Raw genomic sequence first — 25,625 nt, forward strand, 5'->3', positions numbered from 1 at the left:
CAAAGCCATGGAAAAGTTAACTTTTGAAAGACCCATCATCCAAAGACTTAATGCCGGATTGCCCAGCAAATATGGCATGGCAAGGAAACTGGACCCTATTTCCCATATAGACGGAGTTTCTATAAAATCACTGATTGATGAATTTGGATCTCCCCTTTTCATCCTTTCGGAAACTACCATCCGCCGGACTTACAAGGAAGCATACAGGGCATTCAGTTCACGCTATCCAAAAGTACAATTTGCCTGGTCTTATAAAACCAACTATCTCAATGCCATTTGCAACATTTTTCATCAGGAAGGAGCATGGGCTGAGGTAGTTTCAGGCTTTGAATATGACAAAGCGATTGCCAATGGTGTTCCGGGTGAAATGGTCATTTTCAATGGACCTGACAAAAGCACGGAAGATCTCCGAAAAGCCATTCAAAACAGTTCTTTGATCCATATTGACCATTTCGATGAACTTTATGAAATCATCCATCTATCCAAGGAGATGAAAGAAAGGCCTAAAGTAGCCATCCGGGTCAATATGGATGTGGGAATTTATCCTAAATGGGACCGGTTTGGTTTCAACTTTGAGAACGGAGAAGCTTGGGATGCTCTTAATAGGATAATGGCCAGCAAAAACCTGGATCTCATAGGACTCCACACCCACATAGGTACTTACATGATGACCACAGAGGCATATCGGATCGCAGCATCCAAATTGGCCCAATTGACTGTTGGTCTGGAAAAAAAACATGGGCATGTCATTCAGTACATTGATATGGGAGGCGGATTTGCTTCTAAAAACACCCTGCGGGGGGCTTATTACCCCGGAACGGACACCGCACCTTCCTTTGATGATTTTGCCGAAGCCATTACGGCTGCATTGCTCAGTTCCGAAATCAAACCGGAGCATCTGCCAATGCTCCTACTGGAGACAGGAAGGGCACTGATAGATGAAGCAGGTTATCTGGCAGGTACAGTCCTTGCTAACAAAAGGCTTTCCGATGGAAGAAGGGCTACCATCATTGATGCTGGTGTCAACCTGCTCTTTACCGCATTTTGGTATGAACATGATATACGGCCCATCGAGCCTATTTCAGAGCAGAGTGAAGACACTACCATCTATGGTCCTTTGTGTATGAATATAGATGTCATCAGGGGCAATGTGATGTTTCCTCTCCTTAAAAAAGGTGACCATTATGTCATAAGGAGAGTTGGAGCTTACAATAATACCCAATGGCTCCAATTCATCAATATGCGCCCAAACATCATTCTTCTGGACAAAGATGGCAAAGCCCACCTGATCAGAAAGCAGGAAACTTTAGAAACCATCAATTCCCAGGAAATTACACCTGAGCACCTCAAAAACTTCCATATTTAAATGGATTACGGTAGACCATGAAAAGGCTCCAATGGTTCCCACAGGCCCTGTTCAATAGCTATGCACAGGTATTCTTTTCCAACAACAAATGGTTTGGAATCATCCTTTTGTTATTGACCTTTATTGATTTCTATGTGGGGCTTTACGGCTTGATTTCCGTGGCCACAGCACTCCTGACGGCCTATTTCATTGGACTCTATGAATTCAACATACGTCAGGGTTATTATGGTTTTAACGCTCTGCTCGTGGGTGTGGGTTTGGCCATTTACTTTCAGCCGGGACCATTGTTGCTCTTTCTGATCGTAGTTTCCGGGATATTGACCCTATTTATTTCCCTGGCCTTTGAGGGCTTTTTGGGGAAATATGGCCTGCCTTTTCTGAGTTTGCCCTTCATTACAGTTTTTTGGCTTCTTCGCTTGGCATCCCGTCAGTTCGAAGCTTTGGGTTTGAGCGAAAGGGGGATTTATGTACTCAATGAATTATACATTTTGGGAGGAAGCAAACTGGTAACCATGTATGAATGGTGGAATCAGATTCCATTCCCCTCTTCACTCAAAACCTACTTTCTATCCTTAGGGGCCATCTTTTTTCAACAAAACGTTTTCGCCGGGGTATTTGCTGCCTTAGGCTTACTGATTTATTCCAGGATAGGGTTTACCCTTTCTTTGTTGGGCTTCTATACTGCCTACCTCTTTTATTTTTTACTAAAAGTGCCCTTTACAGAAATCTCATTTAGTTACATCGGCTTCAATTACATACTTACCGCTGTAGCATTGGGAGGTTTTTTTATAATTCCGAACAAAAGCTCTTACCTCAGCCTTCTGCTGATCATTCCTATGGTCACTGTGCTTAGTATTTCTTTGCAGGAAATATTAAACATTTTTTATTTGCCCGTTCATTCTTTCCCCTTTAATCTGGCCGTTTTGACAGTTTTGTATGGACTGAAATTTAGAACAGACAACAGGATTGGCCTGAGTACCATTTTCTGGCAGCAGAACTCCCCGGAAAAAAACCTCTACCAATTCACGAATTTTATGGAACGTTTCGGTAAGAAAAGCCCTATACCCATCTATCTCCCATTTTTTGGCGAATGGACAGTCACTCAAGGACACAATGGCCCCTATACCCACAAGGATGACTGGAAGCATGCTTGGGATTTTGAAATTATGGATGAAGAAGGTAAAACCTTTAAAAATCAAGGGGATTTTCCTTCTGATTATTACGGTTATGACAAGAACATTTTGGCTCCGGCCGATGGCACAATAGAGGAAGTGGTCAATGAGATTGAAGAAAATCCCATTGGAACCAGAAATCTGGAAAAAAATTGGGGAAATACAATCATCATCAAGCATGCCGATTTTCTTTACAGTAAATTGAGCCATTTGAAAAAAGGAAGCATCATTCCCAAAAAAGGAGATAAGGTAAAAAGAGGGGATATCATAGCCAGAATGGGAAATTCAGGTAATTCTCCCTACCCTCATCTTCATTTCCAAATTCAAGCGACCCCTTATATCGGCTCTAAAACCATAGATTACCCACTTTCAGATGTATGGATGAGATATCAGGGAAAGGAATCCTTAAAGTCTGTAGCCAATCCTCCCATGGGCGCAGTGGTATCCTCTTTGACGCCACATCCTGTTCTTAAAAAGGCCTTCTCCTTTGTGATAGGGGATCAATTGAAGTTCAATGATGAAGATGGAAAAGAAATTGTATGGCATGTAAAAAGAGATTATTACACCCTTATCAGGTATTTGGAATGTGAAACAAGTGGGTCAAAAGCCTATTTCAGACTGGATGATGCTATGCTCCATTTCACCCATTTTGAAGGTGACCGCAAATCTGTTTTGTACCTATTCTTTTTGGCTGCCTACAAAGTCAGCTTTGGTTTTACCAACGGGCTGGAATTAAAAGACAGCTTTCCTGTAAATATCATTTTTGACCCAAGAAAAATAATCCTTCAGGACTTTTTCGCCCCGTTCTACCGATACCTGAAAGGAGATTACAGCTTGAAATACCCGGAAAATGGTAAGGGACTTTCGCTTAAGCCCCTTGAATTAAAGAGTAAAGTTATCAAGAGCTCCTTCGGAAGGAGTTTAGAGACTTCCTCTTTTGAATTTGTCTTAGATCATACTGGAATCAAAAGATTTCAGTTTCCATCCAAAAGTTCAAAACATGATTTATCATGGATAGAAGCATCCTAGCCATGGGCATCATCTTGATGCTTACCTGGCCAAAAGTCGTATATGCCCAACAGCAGAAGAGTCTTTCGGAAGTGGATAGAGTCACTTATGAGCTATTCCTGCAAAAAAACTGGGATGGACTGATTGCTGAAGGAAATCAAGCCTTGAATCAGGGCATGGATTATTACTACCTCAGGGTAAGGATGGGCATAGCCTATTATGAGAAACAAAATTACCATTTGGCTGCCCGGCATTTTGAAAAAGCTCTGGAAATGAATTATACCGAGGAATATGTCAAGGAGTATCTTTATTATTCCTATCTGTTTTCCGGAAGACAAGCAGATGCCCAGGTTTTGGCTTCAAGCTTCCCTGATTCGTTAAAAAGGAAAACAAATACAGATCAACCGGGTTTTGTGACAGGTTTGGACTTGGCCTACAATTACACGGGGATAGCAGATCCGGCAATTCTTGATGATTTTACCAGCAATGTTCCTTTAGATAGGGATGGTGCGCAATTCATTCCCAGGCAACACCACTACTTCTTTATTGGCTTGCAACACCATCTTTCCCCGAGGTTGTCTTTTTATCATGGATATTCCCACCTCCAGGTAAGCCACCTCAGGTACGTACAGGCCTCTGAAGAAGCTGTTAAGGAAAATGATTTCCCCTCTACTCTACATCAATACTATGCCAGCGCCAATCTTTTGGTTGCCAAAGGGTTTAGCGTATCGGGAGGAATCCATTTTATCAATTCCGGGTACAATTCCATCACTCAAATCGTGAGTGGTTCACCGGGAAGGCCAACCATCCGCTCCGTAGCCACCCGGGTCAACAATAATGACCTGGTAGCCTTTGCTTCTCTTTACAAAAGGTTTGATTTCATCACATTGGGTGCCAGCTATTATAGAGGTACCGTTGCTGATTTCATACAGAATCAGACCGATATCCGGTTGATCTTGTATCCTTTTGGAAACCTAAACCTCTATACCATAACCACGGGGTCTTACCAAAATCAGGATTACAAGGATGGCAATATCAATAATAGAACCATTTTAGATCAACAAATTGGGGCAAAAATAAATAATTGGCTTTGGGCAGAAGCTTATGGCACCTTTGGCGAATTGGAAAATTTTTTCCTGAAAGATGGCCTTGTCATTTTTAACCGCATGGATCTGGTCAAGCAAAGATTGGGGGGAAGACTGATATTGCTCCCTGCCCCAAAATGGTCATTGACCTTGGATTATTCTTACATGAGCAATCAGAGTCAATTTATTCAGGTTCCTTTCACAGGAGAAAACTTCAATCAAAAGAATTATCAAATTCATTCCATAACCGCGATATCATCATGGAAATTTTAATCCCAATCTCAAATCAGACAGCAGGATTTCAGCAAATACTGTTCAGGCCTGTGAAATATGTCTTCATTGTCCTAGCCCTATTATTGGCAGGTCAGACAATGGCCCAGGAAAATATCATTCATGCATTTAAGAAGAGTTATGACCTGGAAAAAAAGGGAAATTTCAAATCTGCTGCAGATCAGCTAAGATCAGTCTACCAAGATGATAGCTACGAGATCAATCTACGTTTGGGTTGGCTCAGCTATCAGGGCGGGCAGCTGAAAGAATCAATTGACTACTATCAGAAGGCAGTAAATCTCAAGCCTTATGCCATAGAACCCAAGTTGGGCTTGGTATTACCCCTATCCGTGCAGGGAGAATGGGACAAGATCATCGAAATCTACCAGAAAATCCTGCAGATTGACCCCCAAAATTCATTGGTCAATTATAGGATGGGCTTGATTTATTACAATAGGGGCAATTATGACAAAGCAGATCCTTACATCGAGAAAGTGGTCAACCTCTATCCATTTGATTATGACGGCTTGCTCTTGTTGGCCTGGAATAAGTTGTACCTTCAGAAGATGCGCGAGTCTAAAGTACTGTTCCAGAAAGTATTGATGTACCATCCTGAGGATGAGTCAGCACTGGAGGGACTAAAATTGATCAAATAGAACATCATCACATCAAAAAAATATGAAGCCCCAGTTTAATTTCCCCGCAACTTTCAGGTTGGTCCTTATTACTTTGGGATTGATAGTTCTTGTATCAGTCCAGGCAAAAGACGCACTTCAATCCCCATCAAAAGAGGGGGCCAATATCTTACTTCCAATTGAGCAAGAACATGACATCAAAGCCCTCAAGTTGATGGCACAGCAATGTTTCAGCTGCCACAACCCTGATATGACAGGAGGCCCTCAGAGCAGGCTTGGACCGCCTATGTTTATGGTCCGCCGACATTATTACCATGAAGGGGTTTCGAAAGACGAATTCATTGCCGGTATAGTGAGTTTTGTCAAAAATCCCAGTGAAGAAAAATCCAGAATGAAGGGGGCCATAAAAAATTTCGGCCTTATGCCGGGTATTTATGTAGATGAGGATGATATAAAATTGATCGCTGCCTACATTTATGACAATGACCTCTCTTCAGAAGAATGGAAAAAGAAATGGGAAGCATTTAAAAAAGGCTAAACTCTCATATTAGAATCCTTCTATGATTTTTTATCATAGAAGGATTTCACCATTTCATCCATCACCCAATTGGTCCTGGCCCCGGTCAATCCGGTACTGGCACATTCACCCGTACCCAGCAAGTCCTCCACAATACTTTGAATCAAAGGCTGCTGTATATGATAAGGAAGTTCCAATTCAAAATGCTGCAATGAATCCAGATCAGCCTCCAGAATAAATGCACCTTTTCCAAAAGTTTCGAAAGTAATTTTGCCCTTGCTGCCATAAATAACCACTTCATCTATCTGGGCATCTTTAGAAGAACTGAAGCACCAATTCCCTGTACCAAGTACTCCGCTTTCAAATAAAAAACTTCCTGCAACCATGTCCTCTGCTTCGTAAGCTTTGGCCTGATTGACAGCAATTCCATGCGCTTTAATAATGGGACCGAAAAAGAAATCCAGCAGGTCCAGTTGATGGGAAGCCAGGTCAAAAAAATACCCCCCTCCCGCAATCCGGGGATCAACCCTCCAGTTGTTTTCCAAGTGAACAACCACATCCGGCCTCAATACCTGTTTTAAATTGATATGAACAGTCCTCACCTCCCCTATAGCTCCATCATTTATCAGTTTCTTGATTTTTAAAAAATGAGGTAAGGCCCTTCGGTAATAGGCAACATAAAGTGGCACATTTGCTTTTTCACAAACAGCTATCATTTCCTGACATTCAGCAAAGTTTCTAGCCATGGGTTTTTCCACATAAACAGGTTTCCCGAATTGCGCCGCCAATCTGGCATAGGGAAGATGCATGTGGGGAGGAGTTGCAATATAAACGGCATTTACCTCAGGATCTTCAATGAGTTCCTGTGCAGAGGTATACCATTTGGCAACCCCATGCCTCTTGGCATAATCCTTAACCTTTTCCTCATCCCTTCGCATGACTGCCACCAATTTGCTGTGGGGCACCAAGTTCATCGCAGGGGCAGATTTTCTTTCACACACATTTCCAACCCCAATCACACCCCATCTGACTTCATTATCCTGTATTTTTTTCATTTTGAAATATACGCAAATTTGTAAAGCCCGAAAACCGATATCCAACTATTCAATGAGTTCAAAATAATCTTCGAAAATAATTTTCCTGGAAAAACTAAAAGCCATGTCCATAAAGAAAACTTCTGGAAAAATTTGAAAAAATCATATCAAAATCCTTTAAATTTAAGTAACAAAGCATCAACACCTTCACTGTTGTAACGATTACCTTTTATGACCGAACAATTAAAATACCCTGTTGGTACTTTTAGGGTGTATTCTTGGCATTGTAAACACCATTTGGGGCATATAAGGATAGTCTCAAAAACAAAGTAAGGCACAAAAACACCTGATTTTTGGAAATTGACAATACTGGCCTTAGCTTCAAGCCATGATAAAATTGATAGAATGCCCTAGAGATGCGATGCAGGGCAGAGAAGTTTTCATTGATACGGCCATAAAAGCAGCTTATATCAATCAGTTGCTACAGGTAGGTTTTGACACCATTGATTTCGGTAGTTTTGTAAGCCCTAAAGCCATTCCCCAAATGAGGGATACCGCAGAGGTTCTTTCTTTATTGGACCTGCACCAATCCAAATCAAAGCTACTTGCCATTGTAGCCAACGAAAGGGGGGCCAATGAAGCTTTATTGTTTGAGGAAATTGATTACCTGGGCTTCCCGTTATCGGTTTCCGAAACATTCCAACAAAGAAATACCAACAGGTCCATTCAGAAAGCTCTTGAAACAGTAGAGGAAATCCAAAATCTATGTGAAAATAAAGGTAAAACCTTGGTCACCTACCTGAGTATGGGTTTTGGAAATCCTTATGGAGACCCCTACTCTCCGGATCTTGTTGCTGAATTTGTACAACACCTCCACGACCTGGAAATAAAAATCATTTCCTTTGCTGACACCATTGGTACTGCAGAGCCTTCACTTATAGCTGAACTCTATCAGGTTAATGCACAGGCTTATCCTCAAATTGAATTTGGAATGCATCTCCACACTAGGCCACAAGATTTAAAACCGAAAATTGAGGCTGCATTAAAAGCAGGCTGCAGAAGATTTGATGGAGCCCTTAAAGGTTATGGAGGATGTCCTATGGCAAAAGATGAACTGGTAGGAAACGTAGCGACTGAAAACCTGATCAGAATATTGGAAGAAAACGGATATGCCCCCAATTTGGATAAAAACGAATTTTCTGAAGCCATGAAGTTGGCCCAGGCGGTTTTTGGCTGATCAATCCTCAAAATTAACCGCTTGAAGTTTAATTTTTCTTTGCGCTAAGGATAGGTTTATCTTTGGAAACAGAAGCTCATGAACAGAATTTCCATAATAGCCAATATTACCAGGATCCACCGACGAATCCACAAATGGATCAGCATTCCATTTGTTGTTTTTCTTATCCTGATAGGAATCACTGCCATATTATTGGCTTGGAAAAAAGAACTGCATTTAATACCAAAAACACAAAAAACCAGGGTGGAAACGCCCTCAAATTGGATTCCTGTTGAAAAAATCCTGGAGATTGGCAGTCACTATATGCGGGATAGCTTACATAAAGAAAGCGAAATTGACCGCTTGGATATCCGCCCGGACAAGGGCATTGTCAAAATCATTTTTAAATACCACTTCACTGAAATCCAAATAGACGGCTATTCAGGGGAAATAGTATCTGTAGCCCAGCGGAATTCAGACCTGATTGAAAAAATTCATGACGGAAGTATCCTGGATTTTTTGAGCAGGACAGATTCCGAAAACAGCAAGTTGATCTATTCTACTTTGACCTCTTTAGCTTTGATCTTTTTAGGGATATCGGGGTTTTATTTATGGTACAATCCCAAAAGAATCAAAAAGCTCAAAAAAGGATCTGGATAAAACTTTAGCAAACAGGTTTTTTTAGCCTTATTTTTATATTTGCTTAAAAGCGTGGCCCTAATATGGAAAAAGAGGTTTTTGATTTTTGGCAATTCTTCGCTGGTATAGGCATTTTTCTTTGGGGCATGCACCAATTGGAAAATGCCATCAAAGAACTGGGAGGTAAGTCCTTCAGAAACCTACTGCAGCGGTTCACGGACTCCTCCATCAAAGGCATCCTGATCGGAACACTGATCACAGCGGTTCTTCAAAGCAGTTCTTTGGTGACCTTGATGGTTTTGGCCTTTTTGGGAGCAGGGGTAATCCAACTCAAGAATGCGATAGGAGTAATAATGGGCGCAAATTTAGGAACCACCGTAACGGCCTGGATAGTGGCTACCCTTGGATTTAAACTCAGTGTGGCAGATTTCGCCATGCCTTTTTTAGCCTTAGGCAGTATTTTTTCCCTGTTTTTTTCCAGTAGGCCCCAAGTGCGAGAGACCGGTATTTTTTTGGTGGGTTTTGGTTTGCTTTTTTTGGGCCTGGACTTTATGAAAACAGCCATAGAGGCAGTTGCAGATCAAATTGATCTGGAAAGATTCCATCAATATGGCTTATGGATCTATCTCCTCATAGGAATTGTGGTGACAGCGCTGATCCAATCTAGTTCAGCCATGGTGGTGATTATTCTAAGCTCTATGAGCGCAGGCTTGATCACCTTATTGGAAGGTGCTGTTTTGATTATTGGAGCTAATATCGGTACGACCATCACCGTAGCAATAGGCTCATTGAATGGGTCAGCTGATAAAAAGAGGCTTGCTTTGTCCCATTTTCTATTCAATTTGATTACTGGAATTTTGGTATTTGCATTTGTCCGTCAACTCGTAGATGTCACCATGTCCGTATTCTCTATCAAAGATCCCTTGATGGAACTTGTGCTCTTAAATACGGTTATCAATTTGATAGGCATCATTCTGTTTTTCCCTTTTATTTCCCAGCTGGAGAAATGGCTAAAAACCAGGTTTACTTCTGCGGAACCGGAAGGTGTTTCCCTATATATCAAAAATGTAAGCGTTCAGATTCCTGAAGCAGCCATAGCTGCACTGAAGAAAGAAATACAGGTAGCTTTTGACAAAACCATCAATTTTATGGTAAATGTCTGGGATGGATATGGCAATAATAATGTATCCATTTGGAGAAAAATATTATTCCAGCCAAAAGACCTGATGGCAGAATATCGGGCCATCAAAAAACTGGAGGATGAATTAACCGCTTATCACATTGACCTTCAGGAACAAAACCTCACTTTAGAAGAAGCAAAATTGCTAACATCACTGATGCTTACCTTGAGAACCATGGTTTATGCAGCCAAGGACCTGAAGGATGTCATGCACAACATAGAAGACATGGCAGATGAGGATGATCCTATCGCCAGGGAATACTATGAAAAGCTAAAAAAATACACCTTTGACTTCATTGGAAAAGTGAAAAAATACATTCATGAAGAAGATCCCCAAGTACCGGCACCTGACTGGGTAGGTGATAATGCCAAGCAGTATAAAAAATGGATCCATGACCTTTATGAAATCATTAAAACCACTACACCGGAATTTCCGGTTTCTACCTTGACCAATGTCATCAAACAGGTAATATCCAGTCTGGATAACCTGGGCAGTTCCAGTATTTATTGGAAACTGAAGAAAAAAGAAGTGCTTGATGTGGAATAAAAAAGGTTACTTTTCATCCTTTTGAAATGGAATAAAATTTCCTTCAATCAGAATCTAAGTAACCTCAAAAGCTTTGTAGGCTTTTCTTGCTGGGGTTTTATTCAAATTTTACGCTTAGTACCGGGATTTCAGTTTTATAAAGGACTGTATCCGTCACTCCTATCTGGTAAGAACTTTTCCCTGTCCTATCAGAAGAAGCAATACCGATAAAACCGATTTTATGGCTTTCGGCAAACTCAATGATACCTTTTTCGGGTTCCTGATGGCAGTAAATATGCTTGTGAATGACCATATCCTCTAATCCTTTAGCATAGTGGTCCATCCTTTTTTGTGCCTCGCTGGAATTGACAAAGGCACTTGGGGTATTGACAAAAAGGAAATGGACCGAGGTATGGAAGGCTTTGATAAAGGGCTTCATTTTTACGAATGCCGGCTTGGATTCTTCATTGAACATGGAAGCAAAAACCATTTTTCTAAGGTGGTTACCATTCATGGCTTTTTTGACTGCCAATACGGGGCAATCCGCATTCCTGATCACTTTTTGAAGGTTTGAGCCTACAAATTTTTCTTTACTATGCTCTTTGCCGTGGGCTCCAAGGACTATTAGATCAGCTTTGTGTTTGTTGGCTACATCAAGAATGATTTCATGAGGAACCCCAACCCCTACAACCGATTCTACCGGTACACCTCCCAATTTATGTTCCATGACATAAGCTTTTAATTTATCCTTGGCTTCAGCCTCTGCATCCAGGATATCGGGATGTTGTTTCTTTTTATCTGCACTCAGGTTTTTCCAGTCCAGTGCTGAATTCACAACATTGACACAGGTTATACTGCTGTTCTCTTTGTCAGCAATTTTAAGTGCCGTTAAGAAGGCGCTATCAGCATAAGAAGAGAAATCGATAGGAACAATGATACGTTTCATGGCTGCGTTAGTTTTGGTTATCTCTTAAGCCAAATATCCAAAAATCCTTGCTGCCAAACCCTGATGAAAATCATGTAATAGCCTGATTATTACTGTCAGAAAAAAACAATCAGAGAACTAAATTTGATCTGTAAGATTAATAAACCAAAATTACTTAGCCATGACTTTAAAAGGAAAATACGCCATCATCACCGGAGGAGCAGGAGGAATCGGAAAAGCAACTGCCAAGCTGTTTTTGAATGAAGGGGCTGCCGGAATACTTTTGGTAGACTTGAGCGAGAAAAACCTTGAAGAGGCAAAAAAAGAACTTGCGGACAAAAGGATACATACGCATGCATCCAATGTAAGCAAGCCTTCAGATGTTAAAGCCTACACTGATAAAGCTGTTGCATTATTCGGGCAGTTGGATATTGTCTTCCTAAATGCCGGTACTGAAGGTGTGGTAAAACCATTGACCGAATATTCTGAGGAGGAATTTGACCTGGTGATGAACGTGAACGTCAAGGGGGGTTGGCTGGGATTAAAATATGCCTTCCCTCACATGCAAAAGGCTGGTGGGGCAATTATGATCACTTCTTCGGTAGCAGGATTAACGGGAACCGCAAAAATGGTGGCTTATACGACCAGTAAACATGCGGTAATCGGAACCATGCGGGTAGCAGCCAAAGAAGGTGCCCCGTTCAATATCCGTGTCAACACCATCCATCCAGGACCAGTGGAAAATAGGATGATGCGCTCTCTGGAAGACCAAATGGCACCAGGGGCAGGTGAGCAAGTCAAAAAAGGCTTTGAAAGCATGGTCCCGTTGGGCCGGTATGCTGTCAATGAAGATATTGCGAATATGGCGGCCTATCTGGCCTCCGATAATGCAAAATATATTACCGGAGCGACTTTCGTGGTTGACGGTGGTTTTAGTGCTTAAATAATAGGTTTGGTGGTTGAAAAGGGCCGGGTAAATTATCCGGCCTTTTTCTATTGTAACATTTATCACTAAATTAGGGGAACACCAAAACCTACTTTTAACCAAAAATTACAATATGGAACTAGAGGAACTCAAAGTTAAACTCCCGAATATCACAGACCCCAACTTATTGAATGCACTTTTGGAAAATGGCACTATCTATGAGTTCTTACCGGGTAAAATTATTACCGAACCCGGTCAATTCATCAAAATGGTTCCGATCGTACTGGAAGGAGCAATCAAAATCCTAAGAATGGACGAAGATGGAAAAGAGTTGTTCCTTTATTACCTGGAGCCTGGGGAAACTTGTGCTTTGTCTTTGACCTGTTGTTCTGCCTCCAAACCCAGTGAAATCAAGGCTGTAGCTGAAGAAAAAACCGTCATCCTAGGTATTCCAATCGCCAAACATGAACAATGGCTGGATCAATTCAAGCAGTGGAAAGATTTTGTAGCCATGACTTACCAAAACAGGTTCCAGGAAATGCTGATAGCTTTGGATGCCGTAGCTTTCAAGAGAATGGATGAAAGGTTGATGCGCTATATAGTCACCAAGATGAAGCAGCATAAAACCAATGAACTCCATATCACCCATCAGGAAATTGCCAATGAATTGGGCACATCCAGAGAAGTGATTTCCAGACTTTTAAAGCAGTTGGAAAAGAAAAAGTGGATTGAATTAGGTAGAAATATCATTTATATCAGAGACGACTTCGAGGAGTTGATCAGTGCTTAAAAGCTTCCCGAAATTTGTAATTTCGGGAAGTGATATGGCGGATTTGTAATCCCACAGGTCAATACTAGAAAAATAGAAGGAAGATTAGTCGTCTTTTTGATTCTTTTACATTGGGTTAAAAATTTAAATCAAAATCAATGACTGAATGAATATGATCTTAGGTAAAGGTTTTCATCTTCATTCGTCCTTGTAATTGTCCAAATCTTTTCAGCGTTTTTCGATGAAAAAGACACTATCCCGATAAGTGTGTAAACTTCAAATTATGGTTTTATTGTCAGGTATCAAGAAGCCTGACCCTATCACCAAATATAAGCAGGAAACTGTTAAGAATAGCTCCCCAGTCTCTGATAGGCATAGTCCATTTTTTCGATGCTTCTCTTGCAGCCAGGAAAACAGACTTCATTACGGCATCATCTGTCGGGAAAGAGAGCTTGTTTTTGGTGTATTTTCTGATCTTTCCATTGAGATTTTCAATCAGGTTGGTGGTATAGATGATTTTACGGATTTCAGCCGGGTAATCGAAGAAAACGGTGAGTTCATCCCAGTTGTCCCTCCAGCTTTTGATGGCATAAGCGTATTTGGATTCCCATTTTTTGGCAAAATCGTTCAGGGCAGCCCAAGCAGCATCTTTTGTAGGGGCGGTATAAATTTCCTTCATATCCCTTGTAAACGCCCTGCGGTCTTTCCATGCGACATATCTACATGCGTTTCTGATCTGGTGGACGACACATATCTGAGTGACTGATTGGGGGAATGAAGCTTTTATCGTATCAGTAAACCCGTTCAGGTTGTCAGTTGCCGTTATGAGAATATCTTCAACCCCTCTGGCTTTCAGGTCGGTGAGTACCCCCATCCAGAAAGCCGAAGATTCATTCTTGCCAAGCCAAAGGCCTAGGATCTCTTTAAGGCCGTTAGTTCTGAGGCCAACGGCAATATAAACGGTCTTGTTGACCACTTTGGAGTTCTCCCTGACTTTGAAGGATATACCATCCATCCAAACGATCAGGTATACAGGGTCAAGCGGCCTGTTTCTCCATGCAACAATATCCTCCGCTACGGCACCGGTAACCCTTGAGATGGTGGAGGAGGAAACATTGATGTCATAAAGCTCCCGGATCTGTTCTTCGATGTCCTGGTTTGACATTCCCTTGGCATACATGGAAATGATCACGTTTTCAACGCCCTCCGCCATGCTTCTGCGTTTGGGCACAAGGGCAGGCTCAAAGCTGCCGTCCCTGTCTCTTGGGACTCTGATTTCAGCTTCCCCAAATGTGTTTTTTATTGTTTTGGTGGAATAGCCGTTCCTTGAATTGGGATTATCGGAATTCTGATGCTTTTCATAGCCAAGATGGGCATCCAGCTCGCCTTCAAGCATTTTCTCAACGGCTCTTTTCTGAAGCTGTTGAAGGAAGGAATTAAGCTCCCCGGCAGTCCTGAACTGCTTGAGGAAGTCATCATTTAGGAGATCTTCTTTTTTCATTTTTGTAATCTGTGTGTTATAAAGGTAAGAAATTGTCCACACACAGACCGGGGGGCGCCTACCGCGGGTTCCTCAAATTCCCTGTGCGATTTCTTCTAAATCACACAGAGAATTTCGAGGTTTAACTTTAACTTCGTAAGTAGTGAAACCAACTTACACAGTTTGTGTCATAGTCCCATGAAAAAACCAAATATGGATTTCCGACTAACTCTTTTCCACCTAACTTCACCTCAGAAAAAGTTCGGTTAAGTAAATCTAAAACCACTAAGTACCATTCAAAACTATTCAAGCCAGTCTGCCAGTCTTTGTCTTTAAACAAAACCATGCTAGTTATTAGGTAATTTTTATTTTCTTTAGTCAATTGATGAAGGCCTATCCATTGATCATTAAAATCCCATTCAAAAGGGTCATTATCAAAAAAATTGATCTTTGAATCAAATTGCTTACTCTTCCAAGTCAACTCAAGTTGAAATTGCCCATTTTCATCATAGACCTTCAATTGCGGAATACCCAAAACATTTAAAACATAAGAATTTTTATCATCTACAATTATATTTTCTGTTTTTGATGGTACTAAATTTCCCCCAAGATAAGCTTTAGGAAATTCACCAAAACCTTCAATAAAATTCCCATTATGATCAAAAAATGAAACCAGCGTTGAATTCTTAAAATATTCCTTAAGGGTTCCATTGTAAACTGAACTTACATAAATACCCTTATCTAATACCTTAAAAACCCCATCATATTCTGTTTTATGATTGGGAAGTTGATGCTTTATAGGTAACTCCCCAGCCAATTTGCCATCCCAGGTTATTTTGAAAATTTTTTCTTTTGTGTATAATACTCCCCATTTGTTGGACCAAAAGTATCAGTTGCTAAGTTAATTTATTTATTTGTTAATATATCCTTAGTTGTCCTATTTCCCAAGGGGACCCTTGGGAAATAAGACAACTAACTTTTGCTTTATGCTGCTTTTTGGGTTGCCCCAAAATACCTTTCCCCGGGCTTCTCCCTGGTGGTATGATGGACCTTTTGGTTGTAATATTCAATATACTTTTTGACACCTTTGAGCAGGTCATAACCGTCCTCGCTTGGGTTCAGATAGATGTAATCATACTTGATCGACTTCCAGAACCTTTCAATATATACATTGTCCAAAGCCCTTCCCTTTCCGTCCATTGATACTTTGATATCCAGCCCTTCAAGGTAATTGATCCATAAGGCTGATGTGTACTGGCTTCCCTGATCGGAATTGACTATCTCTGGCTTACCATATTCTCTGATGGCCTCTTCGATTACCTGCTTACACCATTTGGCGTCCTGACTGTTGGATATACCCCATGACAGTATCCTTCTGCTGTAAACATCCATGACTGCGGTCAGGAACATAAACCCCTTCTGCATCGGAATGTAGGTGATATCGGTTACCCACACTTGGTTGGGTCTTTCAATCTTTAAGTTCCTGAGAAGATAAGGCCTGATATATTCACGCAAACCGGATTTGGTAAGGTTCTTCCTCCTGTAAAGGGTTTCCCTGCCCATCAGCCTGAAAAGCCTCCTGATGCGCTTTGGGCCGACAACGAAGCCCAGTCCTGTCAACAGATAGACCATCGACACAACGCCTTCAGTAGGGTGATCGGTAAGATGCCTGTCCATGATTCCCATAAGTTTCAGATTGACCTCGTTTTCCCCTTTTGGTTTGTAATATAGACTGCTTCGGGGAACCTCCAATACTTCACACTGTCTCCTTATAGACAGCCCCTTATAATCAGAACAAATCAATGTCGCCCGATCTTTCATATCCCCAGTTTCTTGCAGCTTTTTTTTAAAAAGTCATTCTCTACTTTTAGCTCTCCGATCTGGGCATAGAGCTGCTCAAGGGCAGGGCCTTCTTCCTTTTTCTTTGAATGCTCCTTTTCAAATACAGCTGACATATTATCCAAAAACTCACCCTTCCACTTGGATATAATCACAGGGCTAACATCGAACTTCTTGGACAATTCAGCCAATGTAAACTGATTCTTGATTGCTTCAAGGGCTACTTTTGCCTTGAACTCAGGAGAAAACTTTCGTCTTGTTTGCTTGTTCATAAGGTTAAATTTAAACAGTTTTTTTTAACTTAACCTCTGGTCTCAATTTTGGGGAGTATTATAGAAAATAAATTATTTTTCCGCTCTTGTTTCACACAAGATAAACAGATTAGCAAGAATAATAAATATTTATTGCGCATGTTCCTTCATTAAAAAGGACAGGTGTTTAATAAATTAAACACCCATCCATTACCATTAATAATCAAATCAATTTCATCTAACAGTAACAGGTCTTACAACTGTGACTAATTTCCCATCACAATCATAAACAGCAGTTACTCTGTCCGGATTGATTTTTACTAATTTGCATTCAACTGCATTTGCATAATTAATTTGAAACATAAAGGCCGAGAAAACACCAAGAGCCAATAAGCCATTTTTTAATGATTTTTTATTACTGTCGTCCGAGAACTGAGGCAATATAAAAAATAAAATCCTAGAATAGTACAAAAATCAAAGATGGGCAGCCCTTTTGGAGCTTACCCATCTTTTTCATATTGTTGTTTCGACCAAGAACCAACAACGTGACACAATTTAAGCATAAATTTTTGTCTGGGCATCCTATTATCGCTCAACTCCTCTCTCTTATTCCCAAAGAGCTATTGAATCAGGTCGTTGAGGAAGAAAACTCGGATAGGTACTACAAGAAACTCAAAACAAGTGATCACTTCATCTGCATGTTTTATGCGGTGTTGACCAGAAACAGCAGTCTTAGAGAGGTCTGCAAAAACATCGGCCTGATCATAACCAAGCTTATTCCTTTTGGAATGAAGCAGCTACCTGCCAGGAGTACCCTTTCTGATGCAAACCGTAAACGCAGTTATCGTGTTTTTGAACAACTATACAAAGGGCTGTATTCATACTATAGGGCATCTTTGGTAGGAAATTGGCTCGATATCGGTGGAGAGGTCGACCTCAGCCGTGTTGAGGTTTTTGATTCCTCAACGGTCACGCTGTTCAAGGAAATCCTCAGAGGGGCCGGACGCAATCCCCTGAACGGAAAGAAAAAAGGTGGTGCCAAGATATTTGCCAAAATGAATCTGGCAGAAGGCGTTCCCAACTTCATATGTATCCGTTCTGCGGCCACAAATGAAAATATGTTTTTAAAAGTGATGGATCTGCCTGAGCACGGGATAGCTGTTTTCGACAAAGGATATAACCGCTATTCCTGCTTTGAAAAGTGGGACAGTTCAAACAGATATTTTGTGACCAGAAAAAAAGACAATGCAAGATATGAAGTGGTCAGTGAGTTTGACTGTACGCATGCCTTGGACATCATCAAGGACCAGATTATCTCACTGAGCTACAGGGAGAAGGGAGTTTCTCGGACAGTTGAAGCCAGACTGGTGGTTTATGCTGACCCTGAAAGCGGTGAAACGCTGGAGTTTATCACCAATCTTAAGGGATTGGATGCCCTAACCATAGCTCTTCTCTATAAGAACAGGTGGGTTATCGAAGTGCTTTTCAAGCAGATCAAGCAGAATTTTGAACTCAGATATTTTTTGTCGGACAGCGAGAACGGGATCAAAATCCAGATTTGGGTGGCATTGATACTCAACCTCCTGTTTACAGTTCTACATAAGCGGATAAAAGAGGCTGAAGACTTCTCGACCATGGTCATGGTAGCCGCAAAAAATCTTTGCTCCTACGTCAGTCTTGAAAAGTTCCTACTTTTTCCTGAAGCTTACTTTAAAAGTATATTTCAAAAAGACATCCAAAATGTACAAACCCAATTATTCCTTTCCGGATAGGGGGTGCTTTTTGACTTTCAACAAAAAACACCTCTAAAACTTCATTAGAGGACTTTATTTTAAATTTCTTATTTTAGTCGGACGACAGTAATTTTTTATATAAATAAATATGATTATCCGCTTGTATACAAGTAGGGGCAAATGCTCGCAATAACAAGTCTATCAAAGAGTTTTTTACCAAAGTATCTTCGGTTTAGTTTATAACAGAATTCATTGAGATAGTTTTGAAGCATCTTTTCTGAAACCATATGGTACTTCTGTAAATCCCTTTTAAGGTTGCTTATTGCTATATGTGCCCATTTGAGGTTGAACTTGCCCTCTTTTGTGGAAGATAATTCGCTCACGTGAACATCGATACAATCTTCTAGGTTAGCATAAGTCGTACTTTCATCAGTTTGGAGCACGGCTTTTTTGTCAATCAGTCCTTTTATCAGTTTTTCGGCTGTTTTTGCCTTCAAGTTATCTATTTTGACCATCTTGAAATATCTGCAGCTTTTGTCCTTTTCTCCAGTAATTAGGTCTTCAAGAATAGATGATTCAGCCATAACAGCGACAGTAGCTTGTTTTTGGCTTCCACGGCCTTTCTTCAGCTTCGTCTTTTCCGAAGATTTTGTTGCCTTGCTTACAAAAGCCTCATCATATTCAACCATATCTTCTAGTTTATATTGGCTGTCACGTTTACCCATTGCTTCCCGGAGCTTGTGATACAGTCTGAAAACAGTCTCGTATCTGCTATGACCCATCTGCCTCTGTAGTTCAAGGCAGCTAAATCCCTTCTTGGTTGCGCTTACAAGAGTCATTGCAAGCAACCAAGTCCTCAATGGTAACTTGCTGTTTTCCATAATAGTACCATTTTTCAGTCCTGTCCTAAATTTACAATGTTTACATTGGAACATATTGAGAGAATTAAGCCAGTAGTGATCCTTGGAATTACAATTCTTGCAAATGACACCTTCTCTTTCCCTTTGTTCCTTCAAGTAATGGATGCAACTTGCCTCATCAGGATATCTTTCATTGAATTGTAGAATATTCATGGCCTTCTTATTTATTTACAGCCAATTAAACACTTACAATTCAGCCCTGAAAGTTATTGACACTTATTGTCAAAGTATAAAATTTGCCCACTTGTATGTAGGCGGATATTCATATAAATAAATTTGAAACAATCTCTTTTGCACTATGCTTGGCAGATTTTTATTCCAAAAAAGTTAAAAATCCGTATTATTAAACTTTCAGTTAAAAATACCATCCCTCACAATTAAAAAGCAAGTTTTATTATGTTTTTTTTAGGTTTAACCTCGAAATTTCACGAAAATTAAAGTTTCAAGAAGTGGACAATAGGATTTTAAGTGCGCTTAGAAGCCACATAAAAAAGGAAGGATTGGAAAATCCTTTAAATCGCTCTTAGGGATTTGCAATCCCGAAGAGCAGTGCTCCTGAATGCAAAAAAAAAAATGCCGCCCAGAAGGCGGCATTTTCTTCATTTTCATATGTCAATCAATATATCAAACTGTTGTCGGAACAATATTGTATTTCTTTTTCAGGTCATGGACCAAGCCTGTAGAGAAATCAAACACCCAGGCATGTAGATTAATTTTATCACCTCTGGCAATCGCATTTTTGTAAATGGATGTTTGCTTGATGTTCTGTATCTGTTCCAAAACATTCAACTCCACCAACTTATTCAATCTTTCATTTTCATCTGCAATCAAATCTAATTCAGCCTTATGGTGACGGATCACATCTTTGATAGTTGCCAACCAGTTATCTATCAATCCATTGTTATTGTTCTCGTAGGCAGTTTTTATCCCTCCACAGCCATAGTGGCCATAGACAATGATGTCCCTGATTCCCAGATTTTCTACTGCATACTGCATGACTGAAAGGAAATTCAGGTCAGTATGAGAAACCAGATTGGCAATGTTCCTGTGAATAAACAGGTCTCCTAAATCCGTACCCAGAACCTTGGAGGGTGAAACTCTACTGTCAGAACAACCCAACAAAAGCGCCTTGGGTGCTTGACCTTCCTTGAGGCTATCAAAATATCCTTTATGGGAAGCCAATGTTTCAGCTGCCCATTGTTTATTGTATTCGAGGTATTTATTGAGATCTATCTGGCACATTATTTAGAATCGGTTTGTATCGCGTAAGGTGAATATTTTTCCAGAAATTCTGTATCCAATTCATGATCAAAGGCAGCCACAGCAGAATTGTCATCAAGGAAGACATGGTCTGAACCAACAGATTCCAGTATCCCCCATCTGTTAAGTACATCCCTGACTGGACCTTTAATACTGCTCATACATACATCTATTCCTGACTTTCTCCAGGTATTGATCCATTCATTCAATTCATGGGCTCCTGTACTATCGATATTGGTTACAGATTCCATATTGAATACTATCATTTTGACTTTGTCATTCTTTTTGGCAATCCATTTATCAATCTTGTCCTTGATATACTCCACATTGGCAAAATATATTGGACCATCCACCCTGATCATCAGTAAATCATCCCTTTCGATCAGGTTATTAAACCTTTTCACGTTCCTAAATATATTGGTGCCCGGAACCCTTCCCAATTGGGCCATATGAGGTCTTGAAGCCCTGTAAATTACCACGATAAGTGACAACACCATACCTGAAATAATTCCTGTTTCAATACCCAAGGTCAGCGTGATGATAAAGGTGGCAATCAACATGGCGAAGTCTGATTTGTCCTTATGCCATAAATGAATAGGCTCTTTATAGTCAATCAATCCGGATACCGCTACCAAAACCACAGCCGCCAAAATGGCACTTGGAAGGTTGTAGAATAATCCGGTAAAGAATAACAAGGTTAACACAATCAAAACAGCACTAAAGATAGATGCCAAAGCGGTTTTTGCGCCGGCATCATTATTGACCGCTGTCCTGGAAAATCCTCCTGTTACGGGATAACCTTTGAAAAACGCAGCTCCGAAATTGGCCATACCCAATCCGATCAACTCCTGATTGGCATCCAATCGGTAGTTTTTGTGCTTTGCCTGAATGGTTTTGGCTACGGCAAAACTTTCCGCAAAACCTACCAGTGAAATGGTCAATGCGATAGGCAATAAAGTACTCCAAACTTCCATATCAAATGAAGGAGAGGACATGGTAGGCAAGCCACTTGGCACATTGCCTACAATCTTCACCCCTTGGGAAGTCAGATCAAAACCTGCTACCAATGCAATACCCACAATAACAGCTACTAATGGTGCGGGGAAGCTTTTATGGATTTTTTTACCATACTTGATAATGATGATCCCTAACACGCCGATCCCAAAAGTCAGCCAGTGTATGTCCCCGATATTCTGGGCGATGGCTACCACCATTTCCTGGATATGTTCAGAATTGGGAAGGTTGATCCTGAAAAGGTGCTTGACCTGGCTCAATCCTATGATGATCGCTGCTGCAGAAGTAAAACCATTGATTACGGGGTGGGAAAGAAAATTGACAACAAACCCCAATCGAAGCAATCCCATTCCAAACTGGATAAGCCCTACCAAAAAAGCCAAAGAAAGTGCGTAAAGCAAATATTGCTCGGGGGAAGCTGGATTCAAACTGGCAATCCCTGCTGCTGTCAATAATGACACCATGGCTACGGGCCCAACAGCCAGCTGCCGGGATGTACCGAAAATGGCATACAACAAAAGGGGGACTGTAACGGCATAAAGCCCATGAATGGGTTCCAGTCCGGCAAGCATGGCATAGGCCATCCCTTGGGGAATCAACATGATCCCTACTGTAAGGCCGGCAGAAAGGTCACCTTGGAGGTCAGACTTTTTATAATTTGGCAACCAATCCAAAATGGGAAAGAATCCCTTGATCTTAGCGGCAATACTTTTATTCATGTTCTGTTTTTCTCTAATTTAATGAATTTACATCTGGGAAATCATGATTTTCCCAATTGGATAAACAAAAGTCCAAACTTTCCCCCTGTTTTTTGGTGATGTTTGTTACATGTTAGGCAGATGTAAAGGAATCCTCTTGAATGGTTTCCATTTATTATGTTCACATTAAGCCAATTTTATCTTTTAATCAAATTCTCTGAATTGAAATTGAGAATTGTAATCATTTGATGAATTTCCAGAGAGATAATGATTCAATATGCTAAAAAGAGTCCTGAAACCGGTTTTCTTCTGTATTTTCATGTTGGCCTTGGTTGTGGAAATTAATGCCCAAAACAAAAAAGGAGGTAAAATTTTTGTAGAAACCATCAGCTTTGGTTCATGCAATAAACATGATCTTCCACAGCCTCTTTGGAATTCCATCATAGCGGACGACCCTGACATTTGGATATGGTTAGGGGATATAATTTATGGGGACACCCATGAAATGGCCCTTTTGAATGAAAAATATTCCCAACAGAAAGATCTGATAGATTATCGCAGGTTAAGATTAAATACTTCCGTCATAGGAATTTGGGACGACCACGACTATGGAATCAATGATGGGGGAAAGTATTATGGAAAGAAGAAAGAGTCCCAGCAAATCCTTTTAGATTTTCTGGATGAGCCTAAAGACAGTCCAAGAAGAAAACAAGAGGGGGCCTATGCTTCCTACACCTATGGGATTGGCGAAAATTCAATAAAGGTCATCTTACTGGATACCAGATACCATAGGGATACCTTGTTCAGAGAAAGCGGAAAATATCTCCCCAACCTGAATGGGACAATCCTTGGAGAGGAACAGTGGAATTGGTTGGAAAGGGAACTTAAAAACAGTACTGCAAGGATAAACATCATTGCTTCAGGGATTCAGATTATTCCCACTGAGCATCCATTTGAGAAATGGGCAAACTTCCCCAATGAAAGGGAAAGACTTCTAGACCTGATTGCCAATTCTAAGGTAAAAAACCCCATACTTCTTAGCGGGGACAGGCATATCGCCGAAATTTCCCAATTAAAAGACAAAAGGTTTCCTTTGGGTATTGTTGAAATAACATCCAGTGGCATGACCCATACCTGGTCAAGCTACAGGGAGGAATACAATCCGTACAGGATTGGGAACTTGATCGCCTCCTTACACTACGGAACCCTAAAACTGGATTGGGAAAATGAGTGGATGACTTTTTATATCAAGGGTGAACAAGGACAGATTTATTTGGAACAAAGAATACCGATCAGGTAATGCAAGCTATAGAAGCGGACCCTGTCTCCTCTCCCCTGCTTTGGCATATTTCAAATCGAAAACTCCATTAATAACTAACCTTACATGGTTAAAAATCAAACGTTTATATGATTTTAGTCATTCTTTAAATCTCATTTTTTGACCAGCTTTGGTTTATCCAAACCAATTAAAACATGAAAACTTTTCTCAAAAATTTATCTACCATCCGATTCTGGATGTTCGGCTTGTGCTATGTAGTCTTCATGGGCTTTTCCCATGGAAGTTGGGGCCAAAAAAACTGGACAGTGGAATTCAGGCCAGGGGCTAATTTTCCTGTTGCGGACATGAACAGTAATACCCCTATAAAAACCGGTTTGGGCGTTGATGGAATTGTATCTTACAATTTCATTTCAAACTTTGGTGTATATGCAGGATGGGGATGGAACAAATTTTCTTCAGATCAGTCTTTCGCTGGTCCCAATGTGGATTTTGAAGAAACGGGATATACCTATGGGCTGCAATATTTTATCCCCCTAGGAATTACCGGAGACACCAAAGTATTCATTAGAACCGGGGGACTTTGGAACCATATTGAAATGGAAAACAATGAAGGGGAACTCATCGGAGATACAGGACACGGGTTTGGATGGCAACTGGAATCTGGGCTTACCGTTCCATTTGCTGACCGTTGGAAAATACAGCCCAGCATCCGTTACAGATCCCTTTCTAGGGAATATCCTTTTGGTAATTCCTCTGTTGATGCCAATTTAAAATATATCTCACTTGGTCTTGGTGTAATTTGGATTTTTTGAAGGAATAGAACCAAAAAGCTGACATAAAAAAATCAACCATCATGGAAACTAAAATCAAAACCATTTTGGAATGTGCTATCAAAGCACCTTCGGGACACAATACCCAACCTTGGAAGTTCAAGGTAATGGACCATACCATAGAGATTCTGCCTGATTACAGCAGGAGATTGCCAGTGGTGGATGCAGATGACCACGCCTTATTTATCAGTTTAGGATGCGCTTTGGAAAACCTCTTGATCGCAGCCCACCAGTTTGACTGGGAAACCAAGGTCTCCTTCCACCTCGAACATCCGGGAAAAGAAAGGATTGTGGTATCATTGGAAAAGGGAGTTCCCATCAATCAAGATGGTTTGTTTGAAAGTATTCCAATCCGTCAAAGTACCAGAAATGAATATGATGGAAAAACTATTCCCGAGGAAGATTGGAATAAAATAAAGAAAGCAGCCCTCCAAGAGGATGTGAATGTATTGGTATTCAATGCGCCAGAAGAAATCAAGTCGATTACCCCATTTGTCAAAGAAGGAGCTATCAGCCAATTCGAAAATAAGGAGTTTTTAAAAGAATTGATGCACTGGATCCGTTTCAATGAAAGCAAAGCGGAAAAAACACGCGACGGGCTTTCCAGTAAAGTTTCTGGAAATCCATCCGTTCCAGAATGGCTGGGTAAAATCTTCATGGGCCTTTCTATCTCCCCAGAAAAAGAAGCGCATAAATATGAAGAACTGATTTTGAATTCTTCCGGACTTATGCTTTTCATAGCTGAGCGGAATGATAAAAAAGCCTGGATCAATGTAGGCCGAAGCTTCGAACGGGCCATGCTCCAAGCTACGGCATTGGGCGTTCACCATGCCCACATGAATATGCCCTGTGAGGAAGTTCCTGTTCGGAAAAAACTCGCTGCTTACCTGAAATTGAAAGATGGTATGGAACCCATGTTACTCATAAGATTGGGCTATTCTGAAAAAATGCCCTACTCCTTCAGGAGGCCTTTGGAGGAGGTATTGGTTTAAGAAGAAAGCAATCAGCATCCTATCATATATTTAACAGACAGCCCATTTTGGATTAAGAGACT

At 40.7% G+C, this 25,625-nt stretch carries 23 protein-coding genes; 14 read left to right on the forward strand and 9 right to left on the reverse strand.

Annotated elements, in window-relative coordinates; translation table 11 throughout:
* Positions 1-7 precede the first annotated feature (7 nt).
* Genes BC751_RS17325 through BC751_RS17345 form a run of 5 tightly spaced genes read left to right on the forward strand, consistent with a single transcriptional unit; the run spans position 8 to position 6,074 of the window.
* On the forward strand, positions 8-1,366 hold the full coding sequence (locus BC751_RS17325; RefSeq protein ID WP_130276729.1) for an alanine racemase: 1,359 nt from the start codon (positions 8-10) through the stop codon (positions 1,364-1,366).
* Positions 1,367-1,383: 17 nt separating this feature from the next.
* Positions 1,384-3,567, forward strand: coding sequence for an urea transporter (locus tag BC751_RS17330; RefSeq protein WP_130276730.1), 2,184 nt, complete (start codon positions 1,384-1,386; stop codon positions 3,565-3,567).
* Positions 3,549-4,904, forward strand: coding sequence for a tetratricopeptide repeat protein (locus tag BC751_RS17335; RefSeq protein ID WP_130276731.1), 1,356 nt, complete (start codon positions 3,549-3,551; stop codon positions 4,902-4,904). The genes BC751_RS17330 and BC751_RS17335 overlap by 19 nt, the downstream gene beginning before the upstream one ends.
* Complete coding sequence (locus BC751_RS17340; protein ID WP_130276732.1) at positions 4,892-5,557, forward strand: tetratricopeptide repeat protein; 666 nt, start codon at positions 4,892-4,894, stop codon at positions 5,555-5,557. Before BC751_RS17335 ends, BC751_RS17340 begins: the two co-directional genes overlap by 13 nt.
* Positions 5,558-5,579: 22 nt before the next feature.
* Positions 5,580-6,074 (forward strand): c-type cytochrome, encoded by a 495-nt coding sequence (locus BC751_RS17345; RefSeq protein WP_130276733.1) that lies wholly within the window; start codon positions 5,580-5,582, stop codon positions 6,072-6,074.
* Positions 6,075-6,094: 20 nt separating this feature from the next.
* Here BC751_RS17345 and BC751_RS17350 read toward each other — a convergent pair whose 3' ends face one another.
* Positions 6,095-7,108, reverse strand: coding sequence for a Gfo/Idh/MocA family protein (locus BC751_RS17350; protein ID WP_130276734.1), 1,014 nt, complete (start codon positions 7,106-7,108; stop codon positions 6,095-6,097).
* 367 nt (positions 7,109-7,475) lie between these two features.
* Here BC751_RS17350 and BC751_RS17355 point away from each other — a divergent pair, with 367 nt between their 5' ends.
* The 3 genes from BC751_RS17355 to BC751_RS17365 all read left to right on the forward strand — a co-directional run bounded on the left by BC751_RS17355 (position 7,476) and on the right by BC751_RS17365 (position 10,669).
* Positions 7,476-8,324, forward strand: coding sequence for a hydroxymethylglutaryl-CoA lyase (locus tag BC751_RS17355; protein WP_130276735.1), 849 nt, complete (start codon positions 7,476-7,478; stop codon positions 8,322-8,324).
* A 78-nt stretch (positions 8,325-8,402) separates the two neighbouring features.
* On the forward strand, positions 8,403-8,963 hold the full coding sequence (locus BC751_RS17360; protein WP_130276736.1) for a PepSY-associated TM helix domain-containing protein: 561 nt from the start codon (positions 8,403-8,405) through the stop codon (positions 8,961-8,963).
* A 62-nt stretch (positions 8,964-9,025) separates the two neighbouring features.
* Complete coding sequence (locus tag BC751_RS17365; protein WP_130276737.1) at positions 9,026-10,669, forward strand: Na/Pi cotransporter family protein; 1,644 nt, start codon at positions 9,026-9,028, stop codon at positions 10,667-10,669.
* Between the two features lie 97 nt (positions 10,670-10,766).
* On the opposite strand, the gene BC751_RS17370 is transcribed toward BC751_RS17365, so the two are convergent.
* Positions 10,767-11,594 (reverse strand): universal stress protein, encoded by an 828-nt coding sequence (locus tag BC751_RS17370; protein WP_130276738.1) that lies wholly within the window; start codon positions 11,592-11,594, stop codon positions 10,767-10,769.
* A 160-nt stretch (positions 11,595-11,754) separates the two neighbouring features.
* Between BC751_RS17370 and BC751_RS17375 the strand changes: the two genes are divergently transcribed.
* On the forward strand, positions 11,755-12,516 hold the full coding sequence (locus tag BC751_RS17375) for an SDR family NAD(P)-dependent oxidoreductase (protein ID WP_130276739.1): 762 nt from the start codon (positions 11,755-11,757) through the stop codon (positions 12,514-12,516).
* 115 nt (positions 12,517-12,631) lie between these two features.
* A complete protein-coding gene (locus tag BC751_RS17380; protein WP_130276740.1) occupies positions 12,632-13,288 on the forward strand; it encodes a Crp/Fnr family transcriptional regulator in 657 nt (218 codons plus the stop codon).
* 274 nt (positions 13,289-13,562) lie between these two features.
* Here BC751_RS17380 and BC751_RS17385 read toward each other — a convergent pair whose 3' ends face one another.
* The 4 genes from BC751_RS17385 to BC751_RS17400 form a co-directional block, all read right to left on the reverse strand.
* The gene (locus tag BC751_RS17385; protein ID WP_130274032.1) at positions 13,563-14,768 is read right to left on the reverse strand and encodes an IS256 family transposase; all 1,206 of its coding nucleotides are present in this window, start codon (positions 14,766-14,768) and stop codon (positions 13,563-13,565) included.
* Positions 14,769-14,895: 127 nt separating this feature from the next.
* Entirely contained in the window at positions 14,896-15,564 is a 669-nt protein-coding gene (locus BC751_RS17390; RefSeq protein ID WP_130276741.1) for an NHL repeat-containing protein, read from the reverse strand.
* Positions 15,565-15,731: 167 nt separating this feature from the next.
* Positions 15,732-16,568 carry an IS3 family transposase gene (locus BC751_RS17395; RefSeq protein WP_130273825.1) on the reverse strand — a complete coding sequence of 279 codons (837 nt, stop codon included), beginning with the start codon at positions 16,566-16,568 and terminating at the stop codon, positions 15,732-15,734.
* Positions 16,565-16,858, reverse strand: a complete 294-nt coding sequence (locus tag BC751_RS17400; protein WP_130273826.1) for a transposase — start codon at positions 16,856-16,858, stop codon at positions 16,565-16,567. The genes BC751_RS17395 and BC751_RS17400 overlap by 4 nt, the downstream gene beginning before the upstream one ends.
* Positions 16,859-17,382: 524 nt before the next feature.
* On the opposite strand from BC751_RS17400, the gene BC751_RS17405 reads away from it, so the two are divergent.
* Positions 17,383-18,609, forward strand: a complete 1,227-nt coding sequence (locus BC751_RS17405; protein ID WP_130273774.1) for an IS4 family transposase — start codon at positions 17,383-17,385, stop codon at positions 18,607-18,609.
* Positions 18,610-18,722: 113 nt separating this feature from the next.
* Here the strand turns inward: BC751_RS17405 and BC751_RS17410 are convergent, their stop codons facing one another.
* The 3 genes from BC751_RS17410 to BC751_RS17420 form a co-directional block, all read right to left on the reverse strand.
* On the reverse strand, positions 18,723-19,643 hold the full coding sequence (locus BC751_RS17410) for an IS1595 family transposase (RefSeq protein ID WP_130274191.1): 921 nt from the start codon (positions 19,641-19,643) through the stop codon (positions 18,723-18,725).
* A gap of 471 nt (positions 19,644-20,114) precedes the next feature.
* Complete coding sequence (locus BC751_RS17415; protein ID WP_130276742.1) at positions 20,115-20,732, reverse strand: carbonic anhydrase; 618 nt, start codon at positions 20,730-20,732, stop codon at positions 20,115-20,117.
* Positions 20,732-22,483, reverse strand: coding sequence for a SulP family inorganic anion transporter (locus BC751_RS17420; RefSeq protein WP_130276743.1), 1,752 nt, complete (start codon positions 22,481-22,483; stop codon positions 20,732-20,734). Before BC751_RS17420 ends, BC751_RS17415 begins: the two co-directional genes overlap by 1 nt.
* A gap of 256 nt (positions 22,484-22,739) precedes the next feature.
* Between BC751_RS17420 and BC751_RS17425 the strand changes: the two genes are divergently transcribed.
* The 3 genes from BC751_RS17425 (at position 22,740) to BC751_RS17435 (ending at position 25,563) form a co-directional block, all read left to right on the forward strand.
* Entirely contained in the window at positions 22,740-23,762 is a 1,023-nt protein-coding gene (locus tag BC751_RS17425) for an alkaline phosphatase D family protein (protein WP_242617517.1), read from the forward strand.
* Between the two features lie 173 nt (positions 23,763-23,935).
* Positions 23,936-24,553 (forward strand): outer membrane beta-barrel protein, encoded by a 618-nt coding sequence (locus BC751_RS17430; protein WP_130276744.1) that lies wholly within the window; start codon positions 23,936-23,938, stop codon positions 24,551-24,553.
* Between the two features lie 41 nt (positions 24,554-24,594).
* On the forward strand, positions 24,595-25,563 hold the full coding sequence (locus BC751_RS17435) for an Acg family FMN-binding oxidoreductase (protein ID WP_130277628.1): 969 nt from the start codon (positions 24,595-24,597) through the stop codon (positions 25,561-25,563).
* Positions 25,564-25,625 lie beyond the last annotated feature (62 nt).

Source organism: Cecembia calidifontis, assembly GCF_004216715.1.
In the GTDB taxonomy this organism is placed as follows: domain Bacteria; phylum Bacteroidota; class Bacteroidia; order Cytophagales; family Cyclobacteriaceae; genus Cecembia_A; species Cecembia_A calidifontis.